This is a genomic window from Bifidobacterium sp. ESL1130, from assembly GCF_058507935.1.
Genome location: NZ_CP196379.1, coordinates 304,951 through 318,752, shown reverse-complemented (window position 1 = coordinate 318,752; position 13,802 = coordinate 304,951). Strand labels below are relative to the sequence as shown.

General features: G+C 55.6%; 9 protein-coding genes. 3 read left to right on the top strand and 6 right to left on the bottom strand.

Annotated features, from left to right (window positions below; all coding sequences use genetic code 11):
* Positions 1–30 precede the first annotated feature (30 nt).
* On the bottom strand, positions 31–1,020 hold the full coding sequence (locus ACSYSO_RS01130) for an AraC family transcriptional regulator (protein ID WP_489760598.1): 990 nt from the start codon (positions 1,018–1,020) through the stop codon (positions 31–33).
* A 196-nt stretch (positions 1,021–1,216) separates the two neighbouring features.
* On the opposite strand from ACSYSO_RS01130, the gene ACSYSO_RS01125 reads away from it, so the two are divergent.
* From ACSYSO_RS01125 to ACSYSO_RS01115, 3 genes are all read left to right on the top strand, one after another.
* A complete protein-coding gene (locus tag ACSYSO_RS01125; protein WP_489760597.1) occupies positions 1,217–2,512 on the top strand; it encodes an MFS transporter in 1,296 nt (431 codons plus the stop codon).
* Between the two features lie 74 nt (positions 2,513–2,586).
* Positions 2,587–4,158: an alpha-L-rhamnosidase-related protein gene (locus ACSYSO_RS01120; RefSeq protein ID WP_489760596.1), complete on the top strand. Its 1,572-nt coding sequence runs from the start codon at positions 2,587–2,589 to the stop codon at positions 4,156–4,158.
* Between the two features lie 99 nt (positions 4,159–4,257).
* Entirely contained in the window at positions 4,258–5,559 is a 1,302-nt protein-coding gene (locus ACSYSO_RS01115) for an MFS transporter (RefSeq protein WP_489760595.1), read from the top strand.
* A gap of 86 nt (positions 5,560–5,645) precedes the next feature.
* On the opposite strand, the gene ACSYSO_RS01110 is transcribed toward ACSYSO_RS01115, so the two are convergent.
* From ACSYSO_RS01110 to ilvC, 5 genes are all read right to left on the bottom strand, one after another.
* Positions 5,646–7,466 carry an ABC transporter ATP-binding protein gene (locus ACSYSO_RS01110; protein ID WP_489760594.1) on the bottom strand — a complete coding sequence of 607 codons (1,821 nt, stop codon included), beginning with the start codon at positions 7,464–7,466 and terminating at the stop codon, positions 5,646–5,648.
* A gap of 26 nt (positions 7,467–7,492) precedes the next feature.
* Entirely contained in the window at positions 7,493–9,349 is a 1,857-nt protein-coding gene (locus ACSYSO_RS01105) for an ABC transporter ATP-binding protein (RefSeq protein WP_489760593.1), read from the bottom strand.
* Between the two features lie 274 nt (positions 9,350–9,623).
* Complete coding sequence (locus tag ACSYSO_RS01100; RefSeq protein ID WP_489760592.1) at positions 9,624–10,193, bottom strand: MarR family winged helix-turn-helix transcriptional regulator; 570 nt, start codon at positions 10,191–10,193, stop codon at positions 9,624–9,626.
* Positions 10,194–10,421: 228 nt separating this feature from the next.
* Positions 10,422–11,879, bottom strand: coding sequence for an amino acid permease (locus ACSYSO_RS01095; protein ID WP_489760591.1), 1,458 nt, complete (start codon positions 11,877–11,879; stop codon positions 10,422–10,424).
* Between the two features lie 562 nt (positions 11,880–12,441).
* The gene (gene ilvC, locus ACSYSO_RS01090) at positions 12,442–13,494 is read right to left on the bottom strand and encodes a ketol-acid reductoisomerase (protein WP_489760590.1); all 1,053 of its coding nucleotides are present in this window, start codon (positions 13,492–13,494) and stop codon (positions 12,442–12,444) included.
* Positions 13,495–13,802: the final 308 nt, after the last annotated feature.

The following is a 13,802-nucleotide window of genomic DNA, read 5'->3' as shown; positions in this document are numbered from 1 at the left end:
GCACGGTGGGCGACAGCAGCAGGCCGCCGCTCAAATGTGCCTGTTGTTGAGACGGTATTTGTCAGGGGTAATACCAAGGTAGCGCGTAAACAAACGGAACAACGAGGTCACGTTGCGATACCCTATCGCAGCACTGATCTCCTGATTGCTCAGATCCGTCCCGTTCATCATCTTCTGAGCCTCAACAAGGCGGCGCCTATCCAACAGCTCCTGAAAACTCTTACCGGTGGCTTTTTTGAGTTTATTGCTCAAGTAGTTGCGATTGTAGCCGAATTCATCAGCCACCGCAGCCAGACTGACCGTATCGCAGTGCTCGTTAATATAGGCGATGATGGGAGCCACCTGCTCCGCCTGCATATTGCCGAAATCGATGACACTTCTGGAAATCAACGCTTTAAGCTCAATGATCAACGCAGAAAGCACGAGCTCCATCGCACGGTTGCGCTGCGCGGACGGGATGCCTTCCAAACCCATCTCGATAAGCGACTCAACCAAGTTCATAGGCACGGCATGCCCTTGAAGGTCGAAAATAATCAGATTGCCATGCAACGTAGAGGCATTGCCCACATTGGCGATGAGCTGGGCGATGACATTGAGTGATTCCGGCACCATGGTGAACATCGAAGCAATATCAGCGTTCTCCTGAATGAGGATATTCACCAAAATATCATCTTCGCCCGTATAGGAAATGCGGTGAGGCACCGCCTTATCCAGCAATACCAGACTGCCCTCATGCATCTCGATCAGCTCGTTGTTGATGTACTGCGTGCATCGGCCGGAATACATGTAATTCATCTCGATAAAGCTATGGGTGTGCTCAGGAACGTACGAGAACCGATTGTTCTTGGAAATGGCGATGCTGCCGTCCTTGAAGAACACCCATTCGGGCATCTGAGGAACCGGACCGTCACTGAAGTCCAAGTTCATGTAGTTGAAATTGCTGCCACCTTGCGCCAACTGACGGCGTTCGACATCGTTGTGCGCGTGCAGTGCCCGTTCGAGCTTCTGAGAAAACACCACACCTTCATGCTACTTCTAGGTATCGAGCCAGAGACGGCCGAACGCGAGGGGCACCACAAGTCGAAACGATGTTCGCACACGAATCTGTGAATATGCAATTAAAGTAAGAGTCTGCCAGCATTGCGGCTCCATCAGCACATTATTATCATAAATTTTACGTTCACACGCATCTCGATCAACGAAGAAAGAGGAGAACATGGGACAAACATCTGAATTCAGAAGATACCAGCCTCTCGCAATCGCAGCTGGAATCGGCTCAATACTTGGTTCCGGAATCATTGTGGGACTCTCTGCAACCATTACGGTATGGCAGCAAGGGCTCAACCTGACCAATGGACAGGTAGGCATCATTTCCGGAACCTTAACATTTGCAATCGCTGCCGGATCGCTGCTTTCCGGGCAAATCACCAAATACGCTGGACTGATCCGCTCGTTCAACTGGCTCAACTTCATCTATGCCATCGGTGCGCTCATATGCGTATTCTCAGGCAACTATGCGATGCTATTGGCCGGAGTCATCATCACAGGGTTCGCCTCTGGCGCAGACCTGCCCATCAGCCTGACGGTCGTTTCGCACGATTCCCCCAACGAGAAAACGTCTGCGCAGCTGGTCTCATCCACTCAGATCTTTTGGCAGATCGGCGTGCTGAGCTCTTATGTGGCGGCGTTCTTCGTCTCCAAAATCTCAGGAGCCACCGGAGCACGTATCGTATTCGCACTGCTGGCACTTGTCGCAGCCATCACTTGGCTGTGGCGGCTCCTTTCCAGCAAGTTCCGTGCTTTCCACGAGGAAGCCGATGCACGTATAGCTCAAGAACGTCAAGCCCAGGCCGATAGCGGCAACACTGTGGTGAACGGCACCAATGACGTCACCATTCGCAGCGTCTTCTTCTCAAAGGGCAGTTCAAAGTACGTTCTTTTCTTCACCTGCATCATGGTCTTCTACTTGGCTTGGAATCTCCTGGCCAACACATTCGGCCAATTCCAGACGTTTACGCTGGTACAAGCCCACGCCAGCCAGACCTTCGCCACAGGCGCCGGCATCGTGCTCAATCTGCTTGGCCTTGTGACCACCTCCCTCTTCGCCTCGCTGTCCGGCGGCAAGTGGCGCAATATCGTCTTCGTGGTGGCACAGATCATCCAGATTGCAGCCATGCTTGGTCTGGCGCTGTCCAGCTCTTCTCTGTGGCCCATCGTCATCGCCATCGGCTTCTACAACATCGGCAACAACCTCGCCGGTGAAGCCATGTACAAAGTGTGGACCCAGGAGTCCTTCCCCGTAGAGGTTCGCGCCTCCGTACAAGGTTTCATCAACGGTTTCTCACGATTCTGCTGTGGCCTGTTTGCTCTCATCACCCCGGCTCTCGTGGTGCCTTCAGCCATCCGCGGCACCATGTTCGGCTTTGCGGCTCTGCTCACCGTGGGGCTCATCGGCGGCTTGGTGATGATCGCCATGCAGAAGAAGTACAACGTTCGCGAGCTGGATGCCTAGCATCCCGGCAATACCTGTGGTGACGGTTCCACGCGCAACCGTCACCACACCATTCGCTTTCGAAAGGAACATCATTGGGTTTCACATTCCAAATCAACAGTGACGTCAAATTCAACCACAACCAATCGCTGCTTGCCAAAGCGAATAAGCTGCGGCCGGCGCTGCACACCGACACGGTCGCACCTGCGGGAACCGGCACGCTCATCCAAGACGCGGCATCACTGGGCGGTGTGCGTATCGTCACCGATACCGACGCAAAGAAACAATCATCGCCAATGAAGCGAGGAGACTCAGTCATTCTCGATTTCGGCGACCACATGGTGGGGCACTTCTCCATCCACATCGAATCGGTCGGATCGCCCATGGATGCACCGCTGACCCTGCGCCTCAAATTTGCCGAAATGCCGGTGGAGCTTTCACAGGACAGCTCCACGTATGACGGCTGGCTCAGCAAATCCTGGATTCAGGAGGAAACCATACATCTGGATGCTTTGCCGACCGACCTGGAACTGCCGCGCCGATACAGCTTCCGCTACGTGGAACTCACGGTGCTTGATACATCGCCCAAATGGCAGGCCGTGTTCAGCAACGCCACCGTGCGCACCGTCAGTTCGGTCACCGCTATGCCCCACGAGAGCGTGAGTCACGACCCCGAAATCCAGAAAATCTACGAGGTCGGATGCAAAACGCTGCAGGACTGCATGCAGGAGGTGTTCGAGGACGGGCCGAAGCGCGACAGAAGACTGTGGACCGGAGACCTCCGCCTACAGGCACTGGCGGACTATGCCACGTTTGACGACACCACACTCATCAAGCGTTGCCTGTATCTCTTTGCAGGCATGAATACTGAGGACGGGCGCATATCCGCCAACGTGTTCGTGGATCCGGATATTCCGGACGACACCTTCCTCTATGACTACGGACTGTTCTTCATATCGTCCCTCAGCGACCTGATGGAACACGAACAAGACACGGAAGTGCTGCACGACTTGTATCCCATCGCCAAGCAGCAGATGGACGTGGATTTGCGTTTTGTGGGAGAAAACGGCGAACTTCAACTTGGCGATACCCCGGTGTTCGTTGACTGGTCCAACGACTTCGACAAGACCACCGCGGTGCACGGCATTCTCATCTATGCGCTGCGCCAGTTCATCACCCTCACCACGCTTGCCGGCAACGACGCTCAACCCTACGAAGAGCGGTTGCGGGTATTGGTCGAATACGCGCGGACCAACCTGTTCGACGCCAGCAAGGGACTGTTCGTTTCCGGCCCCGACGCCGAATGCAACATCGCCAGTCAAACATGGATGACGCTGGCACACGTGCTTGACGACGGCGGCAACCGAGAGCTCATGACCAACGCCGTGCGCAGCCTCTTCCCCGTCACCGGCATCGCCACGCCATACATGTACCACCACATCGTCGAAGCATTGTTCGTCGCCGGCCTCACAGACGAGGCAGTCAAGCTCATGAAAGGGTATTGGGGCGCAATGGTCCGTCTCGGCGCCGACACCTACTGGGAAGCGTTCGATCCCAATGATCCGAATTATTCACCGTACGGCAGCACACTCATCAACAGTTACTGCCACGCTTGGAGCTGCACTCCGGTGTATCTCATCAAAAAATATTTGCCCCTGAACGATTAGGAGCAGCATGGTGCCGGGCGCAACAACGCTCCGTTCGCCACGTCCGGCACCTCCCATTGATTCTGTCATCGCATTCCAATACCAAAGGAGGTATAGGTTATGTCAGTCCAAACGAACTCTGCTGCCGTGCAGCATGACACCCTACATGATGAAGAGTTGGCACCCGACACGGGAAAACCGGTCAGTGCAGTAAGACTGGTACGTTTCGGGGCGGGATTCATCTTCTTCAACGTAGCATTCATGACTGCCGGAGGCATCGCCTCATCGGTTTTGCTTCCCGCACGCTTCAACACCTTGGGTATTGGTAAAGGCGAAACCATCCTCGGCACCATGAACTCCGTCAGCATCGTCTTCGCGCTCATCGCCAACGTCGTGTTCGGTGCGCTCTCCGACGCTTCTCATAGCCGTTTCGGGAAACGAACCCCGTGGATTATCGCCGGAGCTCCCGTTGCCGCATTGGCATACTACATGACCTCTATTTCCACCTCACTGGTCTCGATTGTGGCATGGTGGTCTTTGTTGCAAGTCGGCCTCAACTGTATGCTCGCATCCTGCGTCGCCGTTCTTTCCGATCGTGTTCCCCAAAAGTTCCGCGGCACCATGAGCGCGTTCTACGGTGCCGGGCAGATTGTAGGACAGTCTTTGGGCACCATGATAGGTTCGGCTTTCATCGACAACCCCAAAGTCGGCTTTATCATCGGTACCGTCTGCTGGCTCTTTATAGGCCTCATCACGGTCTTGCTGATGCCACGTGAGCATTCTGCCGCAAACAGTTCAGCCGCCAAGTTCAGCGCGAAGCAAGTTGTACTCCAGTTCCGGCCACCGACCCACGGTGCCGCCGATTTCTACAAGGCACTCATCGGCCGTCTGCTACTTATTCTCGGCTACAATATGATTGTCGGTTTCCAACTCTACGTATGCATGCGCTACATTGGGCAGAATCAAAAATCAGCTGCAGCCACCGTATCTTCCATGGCCATGATCACTATGATCATATCGCTCATCATCTCACTGCTTTCAGGCCCGATCTCCGATAAATTGGGCAAACGCAAACTTCCTGTTTTCGTCTCCTCGGTAGTCATCAGCTTCGGTATCGCCATACCATGGCTGTGGCCTACGAAAACGGCCATGCTCATCTATGCCGGGCTCATGGGACTCGGATATGGCACCTATACGGCCGTTGACCAAGCGCTCAATATTGATGTGCTCCCCAATCCCGACGAAGCAGGAAAAGACCTCGGCATTCTCAACCTGGCGAACACACTGGGACAAGTCGTAGCCCCCATGGTCGTCTCACCGATAGTCTCTGCAACGGGAAGCTACTTCCTTGTCTTCCCCATTGCAATCGTCGCGGTCATGGCAGGTGCTTTCATTATCCTCACCATCAGAAAAGTGAAATAACAATCAAGCGGCGCCAACACAAAACGGGCGGGTGCGCTTCCAACTCAACCATTGGAAGCGCACCCGCCCGTTATCTGCGTTGTAAACTATGCCGCGAGCTGGGAGAACTGGCTGTTGTAGAGGTCGGCGTAGAAGCCGCCCTTCTTCAGCAGTTCCTCGTGGTTGCCGCGCTCAATCACATCGCCGTGGTTCATCACCAGGATCATGTCAGCGTCCTTGATGGTGGAGAGGCGGTGCGCGATCACGAAGCTGGTGCGACCAACCGTAAGCTGATCCATGGCCTTCTGAATGAGTTCCTCGGTGCGGGTGTCCACCGAGCTGGTGGCCTCGTCGAGAATCAGAATCGGCGCATCCTGCACCATCGCGCGTGCGATGGTCATAAGCTGCTTCTGGCCTTGAGAGAGCGATGAACTCTCATTGAGCACCGTATCGTAGCCTTGCGGCAGGGATTGGATGTAGCTATCCAGTCCCACAGCCTTGCATGCATCCTCGATCTGCTTGTCGCTCACGCCCTTCTTCGAGTACGCAATGTTCTCCTTGACTGTGCCATGGAACACCCAAGTGTCTTGCAGCACCATGGAGAACTGGTCGTGCACATTGGCTCGCGTGACCTTGGCGGTATCGATGCCGTCAATCGACATGGAACCACTGTTGATGTCGTAGAAGCGCATGAGCAGATTGACCATAGTGGTCTTGCCGGCACCCGTGGGACCAACAATGGCGACCTTCTGACCAGCCTTCACCGAGGCGGAGAAGTCGTTGATAATGGTCTTGCCCGGCACATAGCCGAAGTTGACATCCTGGAACTCCACGTCACCGCGTACGCGCTCATCCTTACCGAGCAGCTCAGCCTTAGCGCTCTCGTCGCTCATCTCAGGCTCCTCAAGGAAGTCGAAGACGCGCTCGGAGGCGGCGGCGCAACGCTGCAGGTTCTGGAAGGCCTGCGCGAACTGAGACAGCGGCTGAGTGAAGAGGCGTACATACATCATGAAGGCCACAATCACACCGAACTCAATCTTGCCATTGAGCGCGAGCGAAGCACCCACGATGCACACGACCACGTAGCCCAGGTTGCCAATGAAGTTCATCATCGGGTTCATGAGGCCCGAAAGGAACTGGCTCTTCCACGCAGAATCGTAAAGGTCGTTGTTGTACTTCTCGAACTGACGGATGGAGTCCGCCTCACCGTTGTAGGCCTTGACGATGGTGTGGCCGGCGTACATCTCTTCGACATGGCCGTTCACATCGCCCAAAGCAATCTGCTGGCGGGTAAAGTACTTCTGCGAGACCTTCATGACCACCAGCATGAGCACACCACCGATCAGTGCCGTCACAATGGCGCAAAGCGTCATGATCACGTTGTTGGCAAACATCATAACCAATGCGCCAACAAACAGGGTCACCGAGGTAATGAGCGAGCCGAGGGACTGGCCGAGCGTCTGGCCGATGGCATCCACATCGTTGGTGATGCGGGAGAGCACGTCGCCGTAGCTGGTCTTGTCGAAGTAGCTCAGCGGCAGCTTGTTGATCTTCTTGGAGATGTCACCACGCAGATTCTGGGCAGTGCGCTGGGTGACGGTAGCCATCATCCAGCTCTGTACATATCCCAGCAAGGCGTAGGCCAAATACAGGGCAACCAGCGTCCAGGCAATCTTGGTGACCGCACCCATATCGATGGAGCCGAGCACCGGCTTGCCGTTCACCAGAGCCGGCAGACCTTTCTGAATCTCGTTGGTCATGTCCTTGAGCTTGTCGGGGCCGATGATCTGGCAGATGGTGCCAGCGGTTCCCAAAACCAAGGCGATGACGACCGCCGGTATGTACTTCTTGCAGTAGCGTACGAGTTTCATCATCACGCCGCTGAAATCGGACGGTTTCTCTACCGTCCTGCGCATTCTTCTTGGCATTTCGTTCCTCCTTACTTACTCGTGCTTCAGGCTGCCAGCTCGTCGGGGCTGAGCTGGGACTGCGCAATTTCCTTATAGAGTTCGCAATTGTCCAACAACTCCCGGTGCGTGCCGATGCCCGCCACCTTGCCGTCGTCAAGCACCACGATGGTGTCGGCGTCCATAATCGTGCCGATACGCTGGGCCACGATGAGCTTGGTCGTTCCGGCAGCCTTTTCTTTCAGGGCATCCCGCACAGCGCGGTCGGTCTTGAAGTCCAGAGCGCTGAACGAATCGTCGAAGATAAGCACTTCGGGCTTGCGGTACACGGCTCGCGCAATGGACAGACGCTGCTTCTGCCCGCCAGAGACGTTGGAACCCGACTGAGCGATGGGAGCCTCCCATGTGCCGTCCATACGTCCCACGAACTCGTCGGCCTGAGCCACCTGGCCAGCCTTGCGTACATCGTCGAGCTGCTGCTCGGTAAGCCCCACATTCTTGGAACTCTGCGCGATAAGCTCAGCTTCACGCTTACGCCCCTTGGCATTGGAAGTATCTGCCAACTCCACTACCTCGGTACGCTCGGCCTTGGATCCGTAACTTACGTTGGATGCCACGGTGCCCTTGAACATCACCGACTGCTGAGGCACATAGCCCAAGCGGGCGCGCAACGCTTCGGTATCCCAATCCTTCACATCCACGCCGTCAACCAACACTTGGCCTTGCGTGGCGTCATAGAAGCGAGGCACGAGGTTGACCAGCGAGGTCTTGCCGGAACCTGTAGCACCGATGAAGGCGACTGTCTGACCCTTTTCCGCCTTGAAGGAGATGCCTTCAAGCATAGGCTTGCGTGCGCCGGGATAAGTGAACTGCACGTTCTTGAATTCCACCGTACCGTTCTGCCCTTCCTTGCCGGAAATGGCAGTGCCGGACTCCACGCTCGGCTCGGTGTCAAGCACTTCCATGACACGCTGAGCCGACACATCCGCACGCGGCCAGAGCACGAAGACCATGCTCACCAGCAGGAAGGCCATAACCACCTGCATGGAGTAGCTGGAGAACACGATCATGTTGGAGAAGACACCCAGCTTGCTGGTGGCACCGGCATCCTTGATGAGGTAGGCGCCGATCCAGTAGATGGCCAGACCCAAACCGTTCATGACGGTGTTCATGACGGGCATCATGATGGACATGGTGCGGGTGGTGAAGAGCTGGGTATCGGTCAGGTCTTTGTTGGCCTTATCGAACTTGTTCTCCTGGTAGTTCTCGGCATTGTAAGCACGCACCACGCGCAGACCAGTCAGATTCTCGCGCGCCACCTGGTTGATGTTGTCGGTGAGCTTCTGCATGGAGCGGAACTTGGGGACAACGAGCGCCATGATGATCACCATGAACACCAGCATGGCCACAGTGGCGATACCAGTGGCCCAAGTCCATTCGTCACCCTTGCCCAAGATCTTGCACACGGCCCACACCGCTTGGATGGGAGCCTTGAAAATCATGAGCACACCCATGGTGATGAACATCTGAATCTGCGTTACATCGTTGGTAGAGCGGGTGATAAGGCTTGCTGTGGAGAATTTGTCCATTTCGGCGGGACCAAAGGATTCCACTTTACGGAACTCGAGCGAGCGCAGACGCTGGCTGAACGAAGCTCCCACGCGGGCCAAGAAGTAGCCCACCGCCACGGCGCATACAAGCGAACCGAGCGATATGAGCAGCATCTTGCCGCCTTCTTTCCAGATCTCCGACATCTCACTGCCTGGGGTCTCCACCAAAGTGGTGACCTGAGACATGTAGTCAGGCAGCTTCAGATCGAAGAAAATCTGCCCGACCATGAACGCGAGACCCAGCAATAGCTGCCCTATCTCCGTTTTGGAGAGGTATTTGCTAATGCGAAGCATTGGTTCCCCTTTCTTTCTTATGTTGCGCGCGGCATGTTCACCAATGGCATCTGTGCAAAACGTGTATGCCATTGCCTTATGTCATCCCGCAACAGCCGAGCCACATAGTCAGTGGCTTGACTTGCTGGATACGGGTTCGCTTACCGAGTACCCTTAAATATCTTCTAGTGTTAACTATTTAGTGTAGTGATTGATAATGTACTCTGTATCACTGACAGAGATCAGACGTTCTCCGCAGGGCGTATATGCCCTGTCCGCCCAAAACAGCAAACCGTTATGCTACCTGACTTTGCCAGTCCACACTACAGTCATCACCAACGGCCGCGATTGCGCCGTCATCGCCCCGAGCATCGACTCGCTTACGAGCACGCTCATCGAACGCATGCGCAACCACTTCACGACTCGGCCTAGGCTCACCCGGCTTACACACCGACATATAGGTCATGAACTCCTCGACCAAATCGACGAATTCTCGCGTACGCCGCTCCCCCATCTGAGAGAACACCCAGCGCGTCACCGAACTAATCTCGTCATTGGCACTCTTGGCTTCAATCTGCCCTTGTTGCGTCAACGAGACCAGAATATTGCGCCGATCCTTCGAATCAATGCAACGAGTGACCAACCCTTTCTTCTCCAATGAACCCAGCAAGGCCGAAATACGACCGGAGCTGGCATGAAGCGCCGCAGCAAGTGCGGACGGGGTGGATGTGCCATGCCGAAGCAGGTGATGCAGTACAAAAGGTCCGCCGCGGTTCGAGCGATCCAGCTCATGCCACATCGCCGACCTTTGATGATGCAGACTGTCATGAAGCGCACGGAGCGCCTCTTGTTCGAATCCTTCCATGCGTGAACACCTCCTCACAAAGTTAATTTACACTAAATAATATCTTACAGTGTAAATATTTCTGTAAGCAAATCCCATTCACGCCGAATTGCCAAACACCCGGCAGACACGCCCACGCTATACATCCACCGCCTCCGGTGCGCGGCATGACCACTGCACCTAAACAGTTCAAGGTGCAGCGCACCCCAGAATCCACCGGCAGCGGCTCATCGGTACTTCCTGCCAGCATCATTGCTCAAGCATGACCCCCGCTTTACGACCGCGAATCAGGCTATACCCACCGAACAGCGCCAACCATGCCAACCCTGCAAATGCCGACCCACGCGTATCGGACGAAATAAACAACGTGGCATAAACGAACACAAAGAACGCAATAACCAGCACACTCGTCACCTTATATGCAGGCATCACGAAACCATCAGGATCAAAATCTTCCGAACGGCGATATTTGCGGTGCGCCACCATAATGAGCACATAGACGAAGATGATTACTGCGCTGGACGCCGAAGAAAACAGCACGAACGCGCCAGAAACCTGCGGAATAGCATTGATGATAGGAGCAAGCACGATAAGAGCCGCCGAAGCGACAATGGCGCGAGCCGGCACCTTGCGTTTCGAAACGCCCGCCAAAGAACGCAACCTCGGCGACGGCGACTCCCCCGCGAGCTGGAACAGATGGCGTCCCGCAGAGTAAAGCAACGAATTGAGCGCCGAGGACGCCGCTGTGATGACCACGAAGAACACCAGTGCCGCCGCCCATTCAAGCCCCGCATATTGGAACACCATGATGAACGGGGAAGCGAACGAGCCGTCCTTGTTGGGCTGGAACGTACGCCACGGGACGATGAGCATGATGGCCAGCAGCGCCCCCACATAGAAGATGAGCACTCGCACAATAATCTCATTGATGGCCTTGGGCAGCACCTTGCGAGGGTTTTCCGTCTCTGAGACAGTAACGCCGACAAACTCAATCATCTCGTAGGCAAAGAAGACCATCTGGAAGCTCATGAGGAACGCCAACGGACCGTTGGGCGCGAGTTGCAAACCGTTGAAAATATTGTCGAACCCAACATGGCCGGCCGCACCGGGATGATCCATGCCCTGCACATGCACCGCCGGGTAATGATAGCCAATCACCAACATCACCACTGCAGTGGCAATGAGACCCACAATAAGCGTGATCTTAATCATCGAGAACCAGAATTCGGTCTCACCGAACGCCTTGACGGCAATAAGGTTGATCGTGACGAGCACAATAAGGAAGCAGATTTCGATAAGCCACTGCCAGCTCTTAAGATTAATACCGAACGTGTTGAAAAAGGTGACGAAATAGGTGCCGACCGCCGTGATTTCGGTCAGGCCCAGCAAAATCAACACAATCCAGTAGGTCCATCCAGCAAAATGCCCCCACCCGGGGCCAAGATAACGGCCAATGAAGCTGATGAATGTGTGCTGGTCAGGATCCTTATACATCAGCTCACCGATAGCGCGCATGAGCAGGAACATGATCACACCCACCGCAATATAGACGAGCACAATGCTTGGGCCGGTAAGCGCGATGGATTTGCCAGACCCCAGGAACAGACCCGTGCCGATGGTGCCTCCAATGGCAATGAACTGTACATGCCGGTTGGAAAGCCCACGCTCCAGCTGGTTGTCTTTAGTGCTGCCGCTACTACCGCTCATGTTCCCTCCACACGTACCAGATGGCAGTAGCCCCATATTCCAGAACCCAGATGCCATGCAGATTCGCCAATTTAGTATTGATACCACGGCGTAAGATACCGTATCCAACTACATTCGCGCAATCACAACACCATGGTAATGCTCAGACTCTAACCCACATGGCGCAATAAGCTCATAGATATGCCAACATATGAAACGCCTCACAGCAGCTACACGCGCTGCGAGGCCTCTCACCATGGTGTCACCGTTCCGTGAGTACTGTTCTGAAGCACTCACGCATAGCGCGATTCCATGAATGGCGGAATTCCAACGTTCTACAAGTACGTCAATCGTACACTGCAAACAAAAAGTACTCACGGAACGCACTCAGAACGCATTGCACGCCCAAATTAGAGCCACGCATTTCAAGAGTGTCGGGATTTGCGCATTGTTCAATGTGTGCTCGACCATCCCCAAGAAAATGGTCCTGTTGGACAGTGCAGTCACCCAGATATACAAAGGGAGCAACCCCGCACTGAGCTGGAGGTCACTCCCTGAGCTAGCTTACGCTACTAAAGGCAAGTTACTGCACCTGCGAGCGGGCGATCTTGCCGGTGAAGGACTCGTCCTCGTCCTTGTCGGCGGCCGGGCCGTTGTTCCAGGAGAACATGGCGCGCAGCTTGGGGCCGACCTCTTCGATCTTCTCGTGGCTGTACTTCTCCTGCAGCTCCTTGAAGTGCGGGGCACCGGCAGCCTGGTCGTCCATGAACTCCTTGGCGAAGGAGCCGTCCTGGATGCGCTTGAGCTGATAACGCATGCGATCCTTGGTGGACTCGTCCACCACGGTGGAGGTGAAGTCGCCGTACTGGGCGGTGTCGGAGCAGGACCAACGGTCCTTGTTCAGGCCGCCTTCGTTCATGAGATCGACGATCATCTTGAGCTCGTGGCACACCTCGAAGTAAGCGATCTCGGGCTGGTAGCCGGCCTCGGTGAGCACCTCAAAACCGGTCTCCACCAGGTGGTTCACGCCACCCATGAGCACGTCCTGCTCACCGAAGAGATCGGTCTCAGTCTCCTCGGTGAAGGTGGTCTTGATGGCGCCGGCGCGCAGGGCGCCCAAAGCCTTGGCGTAGGCCAGCGTAATGGCCCAGCCGTCGCCCTTGGGATCCTGCTCAACGGCAACCACGACGGGAACGCCGCGGCCTTGCGTGTACTCGCGGCGCACGATGTGGCCGGGGCCCTTGGGGGCGACCATGAAGACCAGGTGCTCCGGGCCGGGCTTGATGTAGCCGTAATGAATGTTGAAGCCGTGCGCGAAAGCAAGCGCCGCGTCGGGCTTCATGTTCGGCTCGACCTCATCGCGATAGATTTGCGCCTGGTACTGGTCGGGAGCGAGGAACATGATGATGTCCGCTTCCTTAGCCGCGTCGGCCACGGACTTGACTTCGAGGCCCTGCTCGCGGGCGAACTCGACGGACTTGGATTCGGGGCGCAGGCCGACTACCACGTCGACGCCGGAATCCTGCAAGTTGCGCGCGTGAGCGTGGCCTTGCGAACCGTAGCCGATGATGGCTACTTTCTTGCCGTTGAGATTGGCGAGGTCGGCGTCGTCTTCGTACCAGATTTGTGCTGCCATACTGATGGCTCCTTTTGTTCTACGTGTTGATCGCTTCAACGTTTCGTGCTGCGGGTGCAGCGTGTGGCTTTGCGCCGGTGAGCTCTTGGTGCAACTACGGCAAGCAAGTGAGTGCTCAAGCCTGCCGCCGGTTGGCAACGGCAGGCCCAGGCAAATCACTTCAAGTCCACGGACAGGTGCGGGATTTTGTCCCATATGTGACGAGCATAACTCATAGCGTTGGACGCAAGCGGGGCGTGTCCGACTGGTGGACACGCAACTTACTCGTTACTTCATCCGAATATCCGACGCTTGTACTCACTCATTGG

Coding starts and splice junctions, on each gene's coding strand:
- ACSYSO_RS01125 (WP_489760597.1), top strand. CDS start 1,217: ATGGGACAAACATCTGAATTCAGAAGATACCAGCCTCTCGCAATCGCA.
- ACSYSO_RS01115 (WP_489760595.1), top strand. CDS start 4,258: ATGTCAGTCCAAACGAACTCTGCTGCCGTGCAGCATGACACCCTACAT.
- ACSYSO_RS01110 (WP_489760594.1), bottom strand. CDS start 7,466: ATGCCAAGAAGAATGCGCAGGACGGTAGAGAAACCGTCCGATTTCAGC.
- ACSYSO_RS01105 (WP_489760593.1), bottom strand. CDS start 9,349: ATGCTTCGCATTAGCAAATACCTCTCCAAAACGGAGATAGGGCAGCTA.
- ACSYSO_RS01100 (WP_489760592.1), bottom strand. CDS start 10,193: ATGGAAGGATTCGAACAAGAGGCGCTCCGTGCGCTTCATGACAGTCTG.
- ACSYSO_RS01095 (WP_489760591.1), bottom strand. CDS start 11,879: ATGAGCGGTAGTAGCGGCAGCACTAAAGACAACCAGCTGGAGCGTGGG.
- ilvC (WP_489760590.1), bottom strand. CDS start 13,494: ATGGCAGCACAAATCTGGTACGAAGACGACGCCGACCTCGCCAATCTC.